This is a genomic window from Georgenia sp. H159, assembly GCF_035607575.1.
Classification (GTDB): Bacteria; Actinomycetota; Actinomycetes; order Actinomycetales; family Actinomycetaceae; genus Oceanitalea.
Window position 1 is genome coordinate 1 of sequence record NZ_JAYDZY010000012.1, and the last position, 16761, is coordinate 16761.

The window sequence follows — 16761 nt, forward strand, 5'->3', positions numbered from 1 at the left end:
TACGTGGGAGAGTAGGACACCGCCGAACACCCATTCACCTATGGGCCGCAACAACCGTTGCGGCCCATACGTGTTTCTCGGCCCGTGCGGTCCTCACCCGGTGAGGTCGCGGAGCGCCAGCTCGAGGCGGTCCAACAGGATCCCCAGCTCCTGCTCGGTGATGAGCAGGGGCGGCGCGAGGCGGATGGTCGCCCCGTGCGTGTCCTTGGCGAGCACGCCACGGAGCCGGAGCTGCTCGCAGAGCCGGCGCCCGCTCCCGACGCGCGGGTCGAGGTCCAGGCCGGCCCACAGGCCGCGGACCCGGCAGGCGCGCAGACCCAGGCCGCGCAGGCGCGCCACCCCCTGCTCGAGCAGCGGGGCGAGCGTGCGGACGTGCGCCTGGATGTCTCCGGGTTCGAGCAGCCCGACCACTGCAGTTCCGACGGCCGCGGCCAACGGGTTACCCCCGAATGTGGAGCCGTGCTCCCCGACCCCGAGCACCCCGAGGACGTCGTCGTCCGCGACGACCGCGGACACGGGCAGGATCCCGCCACCGAGGGCCTTGCCCAGGATGTAGACGTCCGGCACGACGCCCTCGTCGTCGCAGGCGAAGGTGCTCCCCGTGCGGCCGAGGCCGCTCTGGACCTCGTCCGCCAGCAGCAGGAGACCGTGGCGCTCGCAGACCTCCCGCACGGCGGCGAGGTACCCGGGCGGGGGCAGGACGACGCCAGCCTCGCCCTGGACCGGTTCGATGAGGACGGCAGCCGTCGTCGGGCCGACGGCGTGCTCGAGAGCGCCGACGTCACCGAACGGCACCGTGTCGAACCCGCCGTCGAACGGGCCGAAGCCGTTGCGTGCCGCGGGGTCGGTGGAGAAGCCGACGATCGTCGTCGTCCTCCCGTGGAAGTTGCCCTCGGCGACGATGATGCGAGCCCGGCCGTCCGGCACCCCCCGCCGGGTGTAGGCCCACTTCCGGGCGACCTTGATGGCGGTCTCGACCGCCTCCGCGCCCGTGTTCATCGGCAGCACGCGGTCCTTGCCGCACAGTCGCGCAAGGCGCTGCGCGAACTCGGCCAGGCGGTCGTTGTGGAAGGCGCGGCTCGTCAGGGTGAGCCGCCGCAGCTGCTGCTCGGCGGCGGCGACGAGTACCGGGTGGCCGTGCCCGAAGTTGAGCGCGGAGTAGCCGGCCAGGGCGTCGAGGTACTCGCGGCCCTCGACGTCCCGCACCCACACCCCGTGCCCCTCGGTGAGCACGACGGGGAGCGGGGAGTAGGTCTGCGCCAGGACCGCGGCCTCGCTGGCGATCGTGTCGGTCGAGCCCATGTGCGCCCTCCGGTGCTGTACGGGTGCTCCGATGGTAGGTCGGGCACGCGGTGCCCGTTCGGCCTTTTTCGCTCCGGGCCACCGAGACGATCCGGTCCGTCCCCGTTACAGTCCGGAAACGCAACACCGCGTAACATGTCCGCCAGCCGACTGACACCCACAGAAGGACACCGCACCATGAACTCTCACCCTCGCGCCCGTCGTGGCACGCTCGCCGCTGCTGCGGCAGCCGCCGTCCTGCTCGTCTCGGCGTGCGGGGACGGGGGCGAGGGGGGTGCCGCGGACGACGCGGGCCTGGACCTCGTCAACAGCGGCACGCTGACGGCTTGCTCGAACGTGCCCTACCCGCCCTTCGAGGTCGAGGACCCCGACGCTCCCAGCGGGTACAGCGGCTTCGACATCGACCTGCTCCAGGCCATCGCCGACGAGCTCGAGCTCGACCTCCGGGTCGAGAACGTGAGCTTCGAGGCCCTCCAGTCGGGCACGACGCTGGCCGCGGGCCAGTGCGACATCGGCGCCTCGGCGATCACGATCACCGAGGAGCGCCAGGAGAACCTCACCTTCTCCGACCCCTACTACGACTCGCTCCAGTCCCTCCTCGTCCCGGCCGACTCCGGCATCGGGTCCATCGCGGACCTCGCCGGCGTGAACGTCGGCGTCCAGGCCGGCACCACCGGTCTCGCCTACGCCCAGGAGAACACCCCGGAGGGAACCAACCTCGTCGAGTACCAGGGCGACGGTGAGCTGTGGTCGGCCCTCCAGGCCGGGCAGATCGGCGCGATCCTCCAGGACCTCCCGGTGAACATCACGCACGTCGACGAGAGTGGCGAGTACGTCATCGTGGAGGAGTACACCACCGACGAGCAGTACGGGTACGCGATGGCCGAGGACGCTCCCGAGGAGCTCGTCAACGCCATCAACGACTCCCTGCAGACGCTGCGCGACGACGGCACCTACGAGGAGATCTACGACTCCTACTTCGCCACCGACGCAGAGTAGTCATGCGCATCACGACACGGCGCCGGCTGACCAGGGCGGGGATGTACGTCCTGTTCTTCGCGGTGCTCGCCGTGGTCATCCTCGTCACCGACTGGGGGCGGCTGGCACAGCAGTTCTTCCAGCTCGACATCGCCCGGGACCAGTTCCCCGAGATCATCACGATCGCGCTGAAGAACACGATCCTGTTCACCCTGATCTCCTTCGTCGGCGGCCTGGTGCTCGGCATCGTCTTCGCCCTCATGAAGCTCTCCAGCGTGGCGCCCTACCGCTGGTTCGCCACGGCCTACATCGAGCTGTTCCGTGGCCTGCCGGCGCTGCTCACCATCTTCGCGATGGCCTACATGGTGCCGATCGCCCTGGGCTTCCGCGTGCCCGGCGGGCAGGTCGGTGCCGGGCTCATCGGGCTCATCCTCGTGGCGTCCGCCTACATGGCCGAGGTCATCCGCTCCGGCATCCAGGCGGTTCCCAAGGGGCAGGCCGAGGCGGCCCGGTCGCTCGGGATGTCCCCGACACGCACCATGGGGTGGATCGTGCTGCCCCAGGGCTTCCGCATCATCATCCCGCCGCTGACCAACGAGTTCGTCCTGCTCCTGAAGGACACCTCGCTGCTGTTCATCGCCGGGTCGACGGTGCTCACCAAGGAGCTGACGACGTTCGCGCGGGACGGCCTGACGAACACGGGCAACGGCACGACGCTGGTCATGGCCGCGATGCTCTACCTGCTCATCACGATCCCGCTCACCCGGCTCGTGGCGGTGCTCGAACGACGCCTGGCGAGGGGACGATGACAGCAACGGTCGACGCACCGGCGATCGAGATCGCCGGTCTGCGCAAGAGCTTCGGGGACAACGAGGTGCTCAAGGGCATCGACCTGTCGGTGCACACGGGGGAGGTCGTCTGCGTCATCGGCCCCTCCGGCTCCGGCAAGTCGACGCTCCTGCGGACGGTCAACCGCCTCGAGGAGCCGAGCGCCGGTGAGCTGCGGATCGAGGGCGTGGACATCCTCGACCCGGACTGCGACATCGACGCCGTCCGGACCCGGATCGGCATGGTGTTCCAGCAGTTCAACCTCTTTCCGCACCTCGACGTCACGGGCAACCTCACCATCGCCCAGCGACGGGTGCTGCGGCGGGGCAAGCAGGAGGCGGAGGAGACCGCCCGCGCGATGCTCGAACGCGTGGGGCTCTCCGACAAGGCCGACGCGTACCCCGCCCAGCTGTCCGGGGGCCAGCAGCAGCGGGTGGCGATCGCCCGGGCGCTGTCGATGAACCCCGACATGATGCTCTTCGACGAGCCGACCTCCGCCCTCGACCCCGAGCTCGTCGGTGAGGTGCTCGACGTCATGAAGCTGCTCGCCTCGGAGGGGATGACGATGATGGTCGTCACCCACGAGATGGGCTTCGCCCGCGAGATGGGCGACCGCCTCGTCTTCATGGACGACGGCCTCATCGTCGAGGAGGGGGTGCCCGAGGAGGTGCTCGCCGCACCTCGCCACGCACGCACACAAGCCTTCTTGTCCAAGGTGCTCTAGCAGCCGCGCCCCTCCACCGGCGCCAGTGCTCCTCCTCAAACCCCGCAAGGTCAACGAGAGGATCACCATGCAGGTTCGACGAGTCTGGGGCGCGGCCGCAATGTCCGCCGTGCTGCTCGGGGCGGTGGTGGCGCCCACCGCCGGCGCGGGCCCAGGGGGACCGGCGCCTTCGCTGGTCCCCGGGAGCACACTGGCCGAGGACGACGGACAGCCCTACCCCCGCCAGCAGCCGCTGAGGGAACCGCCCGCCGACGAGGAGGACCAGTCCTACTGGCGCGGCGCTGTCCCGTTCCACGAGATCGCCCCGCTCCTCAACGGGCTGACGGACACCAGCGAGTATGTCTCGACCGAGGTGGTGGGGCAGTCCACCGCCGGACGTGACCTCTACCTCGTGACGATCACCGCGCCGGAGACGGCCGAGGAGAGCGCCCAGCAGGACGAGTGGCGCGACCGCATCAAGCACGACGCCGACGCCGCGCAGGCGGACGCCGAGCTGCGTGCCGGGTACAAGGTGCCGATCTGGTTCAACAACAACATCCACGGCAACGAGTGGGACGGCACCGACGCCTCCCTGTCCTACATCACCGACCTGGTGGCCGCCCTGGAGGCCGGCGACGAGGAGGCGATCCGGCTCGCCGAGGAGAACCGCCTGTACTTCACGGTGAGCAACAACCCGGACGGCCGCGTGGCCGGGACGCGCGCCACGGCCCTCAACCTCGACGCGAACCGCGACTTCATCACCAACACGACGCCGGAGACCCGGGCGATCCGTGACCTCACCGGAGACCTCCAGCCGGTGTTCTTCATCGACATCCACGGCTACACGGGCAACCTCCAGGTCGAGCCCACCGGCCCACCGCAGGGTGAGAACTACGAGCACGACCTCCTCATGCCCTACTCCTACGCCGCCGCACTGCGCATCGAGCAGGACGTCGTCGCCGCGGACATCGAGGGCAATCCGCTCACCGACGACGGCGGGATCATCATCCCGTTCCGTGACATCCCGGACGGCTGGGACGGCTGGCCGCCCATCTTCACCCCCCAGTACGTCCAGTTCCAGGGCTCCATCGCCTACACCGTCGAGCTCGGCCCCGGCCGCAGCCGCGCGGAGACCGAGGAGGAGCAGCTCGCGGAGAACGCCGCGCGGCTGGAGACCAACCGCCAGGTCGGTCACCAGGTCATCGAGTCGACGGTCGCCTACGTCCAGGAGAACCGCGACGCGATCCTCGGGAACCAGATGGAGATCTTCCGCCGCGGCGAGGCCGGAGAGCCGCTGCGGGACATCCCCGCCAACCCGGACCCGGAGAACTACGAGGGCCCGGACCAGTGGGCCGCCGAGTGGGACGAGGCCGACGTCACGGGCACCGACTTCCCGCGCGCCTACGTCATCCCGGCCGGCTCCACCGACGCCGCGACGCTCGTCGACCACCTCCTCGCCCACGGCGTGGAGGTCGGGGCGGCCGACACCGCCTTCACCGCGGGCGGCCAGGACTACCCGGCGGGCACCTTCGTCGTCGACATGCACCAGCCGCTGCGCGGCCTGGCCAACGTGCTGCTCTCCGACGGCTCGGACATCTCCGACCGTGTCCCGAGCATGTACGACATCTCGGCGTGGAGCCTCGGCCGCCTGTGGGGCGCCGAGGTCGACAGCGTCGGAGCGACCACCGACCCGGCACTCGACGTCACGACGACGCCGCTGGTCGTCGCCCCCGGCACCGGGAGCTTCCCGCAGGACGCTGACTACGTCAGCCTCGCGCTGGACGGCGTCGCGGCCGTGCAGGCCGTCAACGAGCTGCTGGCGTCCGGGGTCGCCGTCACCGACGTCGGTGACGGCACCGTCGTCGTCGGCCCGGACGGGCTCGCGGCCGCCGAGGCGGCCAGCGAGGTGTTCGGGGTGACCTTCACGGCCACCGACGGCACCGAGCTCGCCGGCGACGACGTCCGCGGGCTGTCCGCGCTGCGCGTCGGCTTCACGTCGAGCGGCACCTACGGCGGGGAGGATGAGCTCGTGCTCAGCGGCCTGGGCTTCGTCGAGCCGGTGCGCGTGACGGTCGAGGGCCTGACCGACGGAAGCGTCGACCTCGAGGAGATCGACGTGCTGTGGCTCGGGAGCCGGTTGCGGCTGGGCGAGGACGACGACGTCGCGGACGACGCGCTCGAGGCGTACGTCGACTCCGGCAAGGGGGTCGTCGCCACGGCGGACGCCGGTGCCTGGGCGGCGGAGGAGCTCGAGCTGTTCGAGGCGTACGTCGTCGTCGGACCGGGCCGGGCGAACGGCGTCGTCCTGGTCGACACCGCCGACGGCGTCATCGCAGCGCAGGCGGAGGACGCGGCCTTCGCCTACGGTCCGGCGTACTTCACCGACCTCGGCAACGAGGTCACGGTCGAGCAGACCTACACCGCCGAGCCCCTGCTCAGCGGTCACTGGCTGCCGAACGAGGACGGCACCGCGGGACCGGGGCAGGCGGCCGGGCAACCGTCCGTCATCTCCGCGGTGAACGACGACGGCGCGCGGTCGCTCGTCTTCGGCACCGACCCGTTCTTCCGCACCCACCCACGCGGGATGTTCGACGACGTCGCGGCGGCACTGTTCTGGGCGGGCCCCGAGGGTGCGCTCGTCGAGGCCCCCACGGAGGAGCCCACGGAGGAGCCGACGACCGAGGAGCCGACCGAGGAGCCGACCACCGAGGAGCCCACGACCGAGCAGCCGACGACGGTGCCGCCCACGGAGACGGAGCCGCCGACCTCCGGGCCGTCGCCCACGCAGCCCGCGGCGGGTGGCGAGGGGCGCCTGCCGCGTACCGGGGCGGACGCCTGGCCGCTCCTCGTGGCTCTCGTCCTGCTCGCCGGAGGGGCCGGTGTCCTCGTCACGCGCCGTCGCCTCACCGCCTGAGCAGCCGCCCGGGTAGCCCGCCCGAGGTCAGGGTGGCACCCGTGCCGGTCTCGCGACCACGCACGGGTGCCACCCGGACCATGGGGGAGGGGGCATGTCTTGCCGCTCGAACGGTGACCGTGCGGGACGGCGGGGAGTCCTAGACTCGGCCCATGACCACCGACGCCAAGGACATCAAGCCGCGTAGCCGCCAGGTCACTGACGGCCTGGAGGCGACGGCCGCGCGAGGGATGCTCCGCGCCGTCGGCATGGGCGACGAGGACTTCGCCAAACCGCAGATCGGCATCGCGAGCTCGTGGAACGAGATCACGCCCTGCAACCTCTCTCTCGACAGGCTCGCCCAGGGAGCCAAGGAGGGCGTCCACGCCGGCGGCGGCTACCCGCTGCAGTTCGGGACCATCTCGGTGTCCGACGGCATCTCCATGGGGCACGAGGGCATGCACTACTCCCTCGTCTCGCGCGACATCATCGCCGACTCCGTGGAGACCGTCATGCAGGCGGAGCGCCTCGACGGCTCCATCCTGCTGGCGGGCTGTGACAAGTCGCTGCCCGGCATGCTCATGGCCGCCGCCCGCCTCGACCTCGCCGCCGTCTTCCTCTACGCGGGCACGATCATGCCCGGGTGGGTCAAGCTCGAGGACGGCACCGAGAAGGACGTCACGCTCATCGACGCGTTCGAGGCGGTCGGCGCCTGCGCACGCGGGCTCATGAGCAAGGGCGACCTCGACCGTATCGAGCGGGCGATCTGTCCCGGCGAGGGTGCCTGCGGCGGGATGTACACCGCCAACACCATGGCCTCGGTCGCCGAGGCCATGGGCATGTCGCTGCCCGGCTCCGCGGCCCCGCCCTCGGCCGACCGCCGCCGCGACGCCTTCGCGCACCGCAGCGGTGAGGCCGTCGTCGAGCTGCTCCGCCAGGGCATCACCACCCGCGACATCATCACCAAGAAGTCGCTGGAGAACGCGATCGCCGTCGTCATGGCCTTCGGTGGGTCGACCAACGCGGTGCTCCACCTCCTGGCCATCGCCAACGAGGCCGAGGTCGACCTCACGCTCGACGACTTCAGCCGCATCGCCGACCGCGTCCCGCACCTCGGCGACCTCAAGCCCTTCGGCCGCTACGTCATGAACGACGTCGACCGCATCGGTGGCGTCCCCGTCGTCATGAAGGCGCTGCTCGACGCCGGCCTGCTCCACGGCGACTGCCTCACTGTCACCGGGAAGACCGTCGCGGAGAACCTCGCCGGCATCAACCCGCCGGACCCGGACGGCAAGATCCTGCGCGCACTGGACAACCCGATCCACGCCACCGGCGGCATCACCATCCTCGGCGGCTCCCTGGCCCCGGAGGGCGCCGTCGTCAAGTCGGCCGGCTTCGACTCCGACGTCTTCGAGGGCACGGCCCGCGTCTTCGAGCGTGAGCGCGCCGCGATGGACGCGCTCGAGGACGGGACCATCCAGGCCGGCGACGTCGTCGTCATCCGGTACGAGGGCCCCAAGGGGGGCCCCGGCATGCGCGAGATGCTCGCCATCACCGGCGCCATCAAGGGCGCCGGTCTCGGCAAGGACGTCCTGCTCCTCACCGACGGCCGGTTCTCCGGCGGCACGACCGGCCTGTGCGTCGGGCACGTCGCACCCGAGGCCGTCGACGCCGGACCGATCGCCTTCGTCCGCGACGGCGACCGGATCCGCCTCGACGTCGCGGGCAAGACCCTCGACCTGCTCGTGGACGACGACGAGCTCGCCCGCCGTCGGGAGGGCTGGGAGCCGCTGCCCCGCCAGTTCACCAAGGGTGTGCTCGGCAAGTACGCCAAGCTCGTCCAGTCCGCCTCGCGCGGCGCCATCCTCGAGTAGGCCGCTCGCCCGTCACGACGCCGAGAGTCGAGCTGTTCCGCGGAGCAGCTCGACTCTCGGCGTTCTGTGTGAGATGAGGAGGTCAAGGGACGAGCAGCACCTTTCCGGTCGTCTGGCGTCCCTCGAGTGCGGTGTGGGCGGCGGCCGCCTCCGCCAGCGGGAACTCCTGGCCGATCCGCACCGACAGCCCCTCGGCCACGGCGGTGAACAGGTCGGCGGCCCGCCAGAGCAGCTCGGCGCGGTCGGCGGTGTAGTGCACCAGCGTCGGGCGGGTGACGAACACCGACCCCGCGCTGTTCAGCCGCTGGAGGTCGAACGGCGGCACCTGCCCGCTCGAGCCGCCGAACAGGACGAGCATGCCGCGCGGCCGCAGGCTGGCCAGCGAGGCGTCGAAGGTCGCGCGCCCCACGCCGTCGTAGACCACGTCGACACCCCGCCCGCCGGCGTGCTCGCGCACGATCTCGGGCAGCTGGGCGGTGAGGTCGTCGAGCTCGGTGTAGCGGATCACCTGCTCGGCGCCGGCCTCCCGGGAGAGGATCTCCTTCTCCGCGGTGCCGACGGTGGAGATCACCCGCCCGCCACGGCGGACGACGAGCTGAGTGAGCAGGAGGCCGACACCGCCGGCACCGGCGTGCACGAGCGCGACGTCGCCCGGTGAGATCGGGAACGTCGAGGCGCTGAGGTAGTGAGCGGTCATCCCCTGGAGGGGGAGGGCGGCAGCGGTGTGGAGGTCGATCTCGGCGGGGACGGGGATGGCGTCCTCGACCGGGACGTTCACCCGCTCGGCGTAGCTGCCGGGGACCGCCGCCCACGCGACGTGGTCGCCGACGGAGAACTCGGTGACGCCGTCGCCCACCTCGACGACGCGTCCCGCGCCCTCGGAGCCGACGACGTGCGGGTAGTCCACCGGGTACACGCCGCTACGCCGGTAGGTGTCGATGAAGTTGACGCCGGCGGCGGCGACCTCGACCCGGACCTCGCCCGGTCCAGGCGGCTGCTCGGGCAGGTCGACGACGGTGAGGACCTCGGGGCCCCCGGCCTCTGTTGCGTGGATGGCTCGCATACCCCCATGTATACCCGTCGCCGCCGCGGGGTACCGTGGCAGCCGTGAGCGGCTACACCCGACCGGCGGTGCCCGAGCAGGTGTTCCGTGACGAGAACGGCGCGGTCATCGACTACGGCAACCGCTGGGGCACGGACTCGCCACCGGAGGAGACCTACTCCGTCGTCAGCAACCCCGAGCGCTTCGCTCCGCTGCGCCGCGTCGCCGAGGCGCTCGTCGAGCACCTCACCGCCACCTACGACGTCCTCGTCGAGGAGGACCTCTCCGTCGCGGGCGACGGCGTCGTCCGGGCGGTACGGCTGACGCCGCGGGTGGCCGACGCCGCGGCGCTCACCGTCGTCCTCCTCGACGACCACTCCGTGCTGGTCCACGCGGGGCTGCTGCACGACTTCCCCTTCCCCGGGTGCGGCTGCGACGCGTGCGACGCGACGTGGCGCAGCGAGGCCGACGGTCTGGAGGAACTCGTGCTCGGTGTGGCCGAGGGACACTACGGGGAGCGCGTCACCCGCTGGCCCCGGCCGTGGATGCAGTACTCGCTCGCCGGCCCGCACGGCCGTGTCAGCTCGGGCGGCCAGGTGGCGAACCGGGTCCCGCGGCACCGGAGGAGCGCCGCCCACGCGGCACTCAGGCGGCTCGACGGTCGGCCCTGGCGTCAATGGCCGCGCCGCCCGTGACCGACAGCGGCGCCGGACCGGCACTGCTCCCGGCGGACAGGGCGTGGGCGCCGGGCGCCGGAGCCGCAACAACTCCGCTCTCGGCGGGAGGGGGAGGGTGTCCGGGGGGCGGACACGCGCTCCACGATGTGAGACGTCGTGGAGGGCGCCCGGTGGCCGGGTTACAGTTGCGGCATGCAGCAGGACGTCGTACTTAGCAGGCGCGCAGCCGCCGACCGCTGAGCCGGTCCGCTGCGCGCATCCCTTCGCACCCGCCTTCGGGTCGGAGGGTTTTTTGTTTGCCGCTCTGCCGCACCACCACCGAGGTACCAGGAGGGTCACCATGGCCAAGGGACCAGTCCCCGCGCCGCCGCGCAGCACACCGCGCCCGCCGGCACAGATCGTCCCCCCGACGGTCGAGCCGGTAGCCGAGGAGGTCGACGGCGCCACGAGCATCGTCCGCTCGCTCGAGGAGGTCGGTGCGGAGGTCATCTTCGGCATCCCCGGCGGTGCGATCCTGCCGACCTACGACCCGCTGTTCGACTCCACGCGGCTGCGGCACATCCTCGTGCGCCACGAGCAGGGCGCGGGCCACGCCGCGACGGGCTACGCAGCGGCGACCGGGAAGGTCGGCGTGTGCATGGCGACCTCCGGGCCGGGCGCGACGAACCTCATCACGGCGCTCGCCGACGCGAACATGGACTCGGTCCCGCTCGTGGCGATCACCGGACAGGTGGGCGCCAGCGCCATCGGGACCGACGCCTTCCAGGAGGCGGACATCGTCGGGGCGACGATGCCGCTGACCAAGCACTCCTTCCTCGTCACCGACCCCGACGAGATCCCCGCCCGCATCGCCGAGGCCTTCCACATCGCCTCGACCGGCCGCCCCGGCCCGGTGCTCGTCGACATCGCCAAGAGCGCCCAGCAGGCACGCACCACCTTCAGCTGGCCGCAGCAGCTCGACCTGCCCGGCTACCGGCCCTCGGTCAAGCCGCACGGCAGGCAGGTCCGCGAGGCCGCGCGCCTGCTCGCGACGTCCCGGCGCGCGGTGCTGTACGTCGGCGGCGGTGTCATCCGTGCCCAGGCCTCCGCCCAGCTGCGCCGGCTCACCGACCTGTCGGGTGCGCCCGTGGTCACCACGCTCATGGCCCGCGGCGCGCTGCCCGACTCGCACCCGCAGCACCTGGGGATGCCCGGGATGCACGGCTCGGTGCCGGCCGTGGCCGCGCTGCAGCAGGCCGACCTCATCGTCGCCCTCGGCGCCCGCTTCGACGACCGCGTCACCGGTCAGCTCTCCTCCTTCGCCCCCAGGGCCACGATCGTCCACGCGGACATCGACCCCGCGGAGATCTCCAAGAACCGGCACGCCGACGTCCCGATCGTCGGCGACCTGTCCGACACGCTCACCGACCTCGTCACCGAGCTGGCCGCCGCGCACGAGCAGTTCGGCAAGCCCGACATCGAGGAGTGGTGGCGCCGCCTGGACGACCTGCGCACCAACTTCCCGCTCGGCTGGACACCCACGGAGGACGGTCTCGTCGCGCCGCAGCACGTCATCAGCCGGATCGGCGAGATCTCCGGGCCGGAGTCCATCTACGCGTCGGGCGTGGGCCAGCACCAGATGTGGGCCGCGCAGTTCATCCGCTACGAGCACCCGCGCACCTGGCTCAACTCCGGCGGCCTCGGCACGATGGGCTACGCCGTCCCCGCCGCCATGGGCGCCAAGGTGGGCATGCCCGACCGCACCGTGTGGGCCATCGACGGCGACGGCTGCTTCCAGATGACCAACCAGGAGCTGGCCACCTGCGCCCTCGAGGGCATCCCGATCAAGGTGGCCGTCATCAACAACTCCTCCCTCGGCATGGTCCGCCAGTGGCAGACCCTGTTCTACGACGGCCGCTACTCCAACACCGACCTCAACACGGGGCACGAGACGGCGCGCATCCCCGACTTCGTCAAGCTCGCCGAGGCCTACGGCTGCGTCGGCCTGCGTGCCGAGACCGTCGCGGACGTCGACGACACGATCAAGCGGGCGATGGAGATCGACGACCGTCCCGTCGTCGTCGACTTCGTCGTCAGCCGCGACGCGATGGTGTGGCCGATGGTCGCCGCCGGCGTGAGCAACGACGACATCCAGTACGCGCGGGGGATCACCCCCACGTGGGACCGCGACGAGTGAAGCGAGGACCTCGATGAGTGACCGTCACACCCTGTCCGTGCTGGTGGAGAACAAGCCCGGCGTGCTCACCCGCGTCGCCGCACTGTTCGCCCGCCGCGCCTTCAACATCCACTCCCTCGCCGTCGGACCGACCGAGCACCCGGAGATCTCCCGGATCACGGTGGTCGTCGACGCGGCCGACCTGCCCCTCGAGCAGGTGACGAAGCAGCTGAACAAGCTGATCAACGTCATCAAGATCGTCGAGCTCGAGCGGGACACCTCCGTGCAGCGCGAGCTGCTCCTCGTCAAGGTCCGGGCCGACGACGCCTCGCGCACCGCGGTGCTGCAGGTCGTCGAGCTCTTCCGCGCGCACGTCGTCGACGTCGCACCGGACGCCGTGACGATCGAGGCGACCGGGTCCCCGAGCAAGCTCGACGCGCTCCTCACCGCGCTCGACCCCCACGGCGTCCGCGAGATCGTCCAGTCCGGCACGGTGGCCATCGGTCGCGGCTCCCGCTCGATGACCGACCGGGCCCTCGAGCGGGTCCGCACGGCCTGAACCGCATACTTGACCCAGCGCCGGCCCACGCCGGCACCACCACCATCAACACCAGGGAGAAACACAGTGGCTGAGCTGTACTACGACGACGACGCCGACCTGTCCGTCATCGCCGGGAAGAAGGTCGCCGTCATCGGTTACGGCAGCCAGGGACACGCCCACGCGCTCAACCTGCGCGACTCGGGGGTCGACGTCGTCGTCGGCCTGCGCGAGGGAAGCTCCTCGGAGGCCAAGGCGAAGGATCAGGGGCTGCCCGTCACGGGCATCGCGGAGGCCGTCACCGGCGCCGACGTCGTCGTCATCCTCGCCCCCGACCAGGTGCAGCGCAGCCTGTACGCCGACCAGATCGAGCCCAACCTCAAGGCGGGCGCGACCCTCCTGTTCGCCCACGGCTTCAACATCCGCTTCGGCTACATCAAGCCGGCCCCCGACCACGACGTCGTCATGGTCGCCCCCAAGGGACCGGGCCACACCGTGCGCCGGGAGTACGAGGCCGGCCGTGGCGTGCCGGTGATCGTCGCCGTCGAGCAGGACGCCTCGGGCACCGCCTGGGACACGACACTGGCCTACGCCAAGGCGATCGGCGGGCTGCGTGCCGGCGGGATCAAGACCACCTTCACCGAGGAGGCCGAGACCGACCTGTTCGGCGAGCAGGCCGTGCTCTGCGGCGGGACGTCGCAGCTGGTCCAGTACGGCTTCGAGGTGCTCACCGAGGCCGGCTACCAGCCGGAGGTCGCCTACTTCGAGGTGCTCCACGAGCTCAAGCTCATCGTCGACCTCATGTGGGAGGGCGGCATCGCCAAGCAGCGGTGGAGCGTCTCCGACACCGCCGAGTACGGCGACTACGTCTCCGGTCCCCGGGTCATCTCCCCGGAGGTCAAGGAGAACATGAAGGCCGTCCTCGCCGACGTCCAGTCCGGCGCCTTCGCCGACCGCTTCATCACGGACCAGGACGCCGGCGCGCCGGAGTTCAAGGAGCTGCGCGCCAAGGGCGAGCAGCACCCGATCGAGTCCACCGGCCGTGAGCTGCGCAAGCTCTTCAGCTGGGCGGAGAGCCGGGACACCGACTACACCGAGGGCAGCGTCGCGCGCTGACGTCTCGCGCACGCGTGAGGCCCCGGCCGGGTTCGCCCCGGCCGGGGCCTCGCGCGTCACGACGCCCGGACTACGGGAGCCGGTACTTCACCAGGGCGCCGTCACCGAAGGTTCCGGTGGTGGCGAAGACGGTCCTGCCGGAGACGTCGACGTCGGCCGGCGAGTCCGCCGTGAAGATGGTCTCGGCCGACCCCGTCCAGTTGCGCAGGCGGACCATGGAGACCTCGCCGGCGAACATCTCGGCGACGACGAGGAAGCTGCCGGTCGGCGCCAGGTCAAGACCCGTCGCGCCGTGCATGCCGCCGGCAACCTCGGTGGAGCGGCCGGTCTCGGGGTCGACGTGGTAGATCTTGCTCAGCGGCAGGATCTCCCCGGCGGCGCCTTGGAGCGTCGACACGTAGAGCTTGCCGTGCCTGTCGACCTTGACGTCCGTCGGCACCGGCTCGGGGGTGTAGCTCGCCCCGACGACGCAGTCGGGCACGTCTGCGCCCGGCGGCAGCATGGACTCGAGCGCTGCCTCCAGCTCCGCGGTGAACGTGATCGTGGTGGCGGGCAGGACCGCGACCGTCGAGATCTCTCCGGTCTGCTCGTCGACCTTGAGGACGGCGTTCATGGCGGCATCCGCCACGTAGATGTTCCCGTCCTGGACCTCGAGCTGGTAGGCGTGGGACTCGACGATACCCGTGTACTCGTTGAGCGGTAATCCGGCCGCCTCCTCCAGCGTCGCGACCTCGTCGGCGCAGCTCTGGCTCAGGTCCCGGAAGCCGTAGGTCATGCCGGCATCCGGGTTGTGCTCCATCTCGTAGGCCCAGAAGTCGTCGCTGACGACGGTCCGGTGCCCCTTCTTCGAGGTCTTCACGATGTGGCTGGTCGGGACCTCGCCGCTGAAGACGTTCTCGATGTGGTAGGTGTAACCAAGCTCGTTGTCGACGCCGACGATCTCGCCGGCCTCGGCTTCCAGCTGGTGGAGGTTGGTCACCCTCCCGCGCTTGTCCACCTTGGACAGCAGCCCGGCGAAGGACTGGCTGACGAGGACGTCGCCGCCGTGGCCGACGTCGAGACTCAGGGGTCCCACCAGGCCGCTGGCGATGACCTGCGGTTCGCGGTCGTGGCCACCTGCCTGAGCGGGGACGGAGACGAGTGTGGCTGTCAGGGCCAGGATGCCGGCTCCGGCCGTCAGAACGGATTTTCGCATGCGATTCTCCAGGCGTGAGTGCCGACGGCCGTCTCTGGCTGAGACGGCCGGTACCCGGGAGTGCGGTAACGGTAATCGGCGGTGACTGAGGAGGAGCACCCCGGGACAGCGCGAGGCTATTGGCGTGTACCACAGGGCTGCCAGGTTGTCAGCGGTGGATTCGGGGGTGGACCGCGCCTCACCCCGGAGGTCACATGAGGATCGGCACCTGGAGGGGGTAGCGGTACACCTCGCCGCGGTTGGCCGAGATCGCGCCCTTGACCGACAGCACGACCTGGACGATGAAGGCGCCGACCCACAGGACGATCGACAGGGGCAGCAGGATCAGGGTGAACGCGCACACCCAGGCGATGATGTTGGCGACCCAGACGGTGATGTTGAAGTTGAAGGCGCTCGCGGCGGCGTTGCGGACCAGTGGCCCGCGGTCGCGCCAGACGAACCAGACGATGAGCGGACCGAGGAAGCTCAGCCAGCCGGCGCTGAGGATCAGGGCGATGAGCGGCGACAGGTGCGCGAGGACCGCGATCGTGCGGTCGTCACCCCCCGGCTGCTGGTGCGGCGGCTGCCCGTACGGGGCCTGCCCGTAGGGCGCCTGCCCGTAGGACTGCCCACCGTGGGGCGGCGGGCCGGAGTAGCCCTCGCCGCCGTATGCCTGGCCGCTGTAGGACTGCCCGCCGTAGGGCTGCCCGTGGGGCGCGGAACCACCGGACCCGCCGGGCTGCTGCCCGTACGACTCGTCCCCCGACGGCTGGTCGGGGCGGCTGCCTCCGGGGGGAGGGGTGGTGGACATGGTGGCTCCTTCGTCGGCGGGCACTGCTGCGTCCAGCGTACGCACCCCGCGTGCTGGCAGACTCTGGTTCATGACGACGAACGACGAGGGACCGCACGGCTCGCAGGACGAGGCACGCGAGGGTGCCGTGGCGGCGTACTGGGCGACCGCGCGCAAGCGCGCCGGCCTCAACCGGCTCGACGTCGTCGTGGGCCAGCAGGCGATCGGCGCCGTCCAGCCGCCCGCGTGGTCCTTCGGGTCCGACCCCGAGGAGGCCGACTCCCTGCTCGAGCTGGTCCTGGCAGGGCGCAAGACCGCCACGGCCAGCGCCGCGGAGCCGTACGCCCACCAGGGCGTGTCGGTGCCCGCGCCCGGCGACCTGTCGATCATCCTCGACGGCGCCGGACGGCCCCGGGCACTCATCGTCACCACGAGCATCGCCGTCGTGCCCTACCGGGACGTGGACGAGGCCCACGCCGCAGCCGAGGGCGAGGGGGACCTGTCCCTCGCGCACTGGCGCAGGGTGCACGAGCCCTTCTTCAGGGGGGAGCTCGCCGAGGTGGGAAGCACCTTCGACGACACCACCCCGGTCGTCCTCGAGCACTTCCGGCTGCTCGACCCGAAGCCGCCCCGGACGACCGCGGACGTGCCCGAGCCGGTCACTACGTGAGACGCCCGTCCCGATCGGTGG

The 16761-nt window shown here is 71.2% G+C and carries 14 protein-coding genes; 10 read left to right on the plus strand and 4 right to left on the minus strand.

Annotated features, from left to right (window positions below; translation table 11 throughout):
* Positions 1 to 93: 93 nt before the first annotated feature.
* Positions 94 to 1302: an ornithine--oxo-acid transaminase gene (gene rocD / locus VR894_RS15205; RefSeq protein ID WP_324652876.1), complete on the minus strand. Its 1209-nt coding sequence runs from the start codon at positions 1300 to 1302 to the stop codon at positions 94 to 96.
* A gap of 177 nt (positions 1303 to 1479) precedes the next feature.
* Between rocD and VR894_RS15210 the strand changes: the two genes are divergently transcribed.
* From VR894_RS15210 to ilvD, 5 genes are all read left to right on the plus strand, one after another.
* Positions 1480 to 2301: an ABC transporter substrate-binding protein gene (locus VR894_RS15210; RefSeq protein WP_324652878.1), complete on the plus strand. Its 822-nt coding sequence runs from the start codon at positions 1480 to 1482 to the stop codon at positions 2299 to 2301.
* A 2-nt stretch (positions 2302 to 2303) separates the two neighbouring features.
* The gene (locus VR894_RS15215; protein ID WP_324652879.1) at positions 2304 to 3089 is read left to right on the plus strand and encodes an amino acid ABC transporter permease; all 786 of its coding nucleotides are present in this window, start codon (positions 2304 to 2306) and stop codon (positions 3087 to 3089) included.
* The gene (locus tag VR894_RS15220) at positions 3086 to 3832 is read left to right on the plus strand and encodes an amino acid ABC transporter ATP-binding protein (protein WP_324652880.1); all 747 of its coding nucleotides are present in this window, start codon (positions 3086 to 3088) and stop codon (positions 3830 to 3832) included. The genes VR894_RS15215 and VR894_RS15220 overlap by 4 nt, the downstream gene beginning before the upstream one ends.
* A gap of 67 nt (positions 3833 to 3899) precedes the next feature.
* Positions 3900 to 6725, plus strand: coding sequence for a M14 family zinc carboxypeptidase (locus VR894_RS15225; protein WP_324652881.1), 2826 nt, complete (start codon positions 3900 to 3902; stop codon positions 6723 to 6725).
* A gap of 152 nt (positions 6726 to 6877) precedes the next feature.
* Positions 6878 to 8578: a dihydroxy-acid dehydratase gene (ilvD, locus tag VR894_RS15230; RefSeq protein ID WP_324652882.1), complete on the plus strand. Its 1701-nt coding sequence runs from the start codon at positions 6878 to 6880 to the stop codon at positions 8576 to 8578.
* A gap of 82 nt (positions 8579 to 8660) precedes the next feature.
* On the opposite strand, the gene VR894_RS15235 is transcribed toward ilvD, so the two are convergent.
* Positions 8661 to 9641 (minus strand): quinone oxidoreductase, encoded by a 981-nt coding sequence (locus VR894_RS15235; protein ID WP_324652883.1) that lies wholly within the window; start codon positions 9639 to 9641, stop codon positions 8661 to 8663.
* Between the two features lie 44 nt (positions 9642 to 9685).
* Here VR894_RS15235 and VR894_RS15240 point away from each other — a divergent pair, with 44 nt between their 5' ends.
* The 4 genes from VR894_RS15240 (at position 9686) to ilvC (ending at position 14106) form a co-directional block, all read left to right on the plus strand.
* Positions 9686 to 10315: a DUF6226 family protein gene (locus VR894_RS15240; protein WP_324652884.1), complete on the plus strand. Its 630-nt coding sequence runs from the start codon at positions 9686 to 9688 to the stop codon at positions 10313 to 10315.
* 322 nt (positions 10316 to 10637) lie between these two features.
* Complete coding sequence (locus VR894_RS15245) at positions 10638 to 12473, plus strand: acetolactate synthase large subunit (RefSeq protein WP_324652885.1); 1836 nt, start codon at positions 10638 to 10640, stop codon at positions 12471 to 12473.
* Between the two features lie 13 nt (positions 12474 to 12486).
* On the plus strand, positions 12487 to 13011 hold the full coding sequence (ilvN, locus tag VR894_RS15250) for an acetolactate synthase small subunit (protein WP_324652886.1): 525 nt from the start codon (positions 12487 to 12489) through the stop codon (positions 13009 to 13011).
* Positions 13012 to 13077: 66 nt separating this feature from the next.
* Complete coding sequence (ilvC, locus tag VR894_RS15255; RefSeq protein WP_324652889.1) at positions 13078 to 14106, plus strand: ketol-acid reductoisomerase; 1029 nt, start codon at positions 13078 to 13080, stop codon at positions 14104 to 14106.
* Positions 14107 to 14176: 70 nt separating this feature from the next.
* Here ilvC and VR894_RS15260 read toward each other — a convergent pair whose 3' ends face one another.
* Together VR894_RS15260 and VR894_RS15265 are read right to left on the minus strand one after the other, a co-directional pair.
* A complete protein-coding gene (locus tag VR894_RS15260; protein WP_324652891.1) occupies positions 14177 to 15301 on the minus strand; it encodes a ScyD/ScyE family protein in 1125 nt (374 codons plus the stop codon).
* 190 nt (positions 15302 to 15491) lie between these two features.
* Complete coding sequence (locus VR894_RS15265; RefSeq protein WP_324652893.1) at positions 15492 to 16091, minus strand: DUF4870 domain-containing protein; 600 nt, start codon at positions 16089 to 16091, stop codon at positions 15492 to 15494.
* Between the two features lie 70 nt (positions 16092 to 16161).
* Between VR894_RS15265 and VR894_RS15270 the strand changes: the two genes are divergently transcribed.
* A complete protein-coding gene (locus tag VR894_RS15270) occupies positions 16162 to 16740 on the plus strand; it encodes an ASCH domain-containing protein (protein WP_324652894.1) in 579 nt (192 codons plus the stop codon).
* Positions 16741 to 16761: the final 21 nt, after the last annotated feature.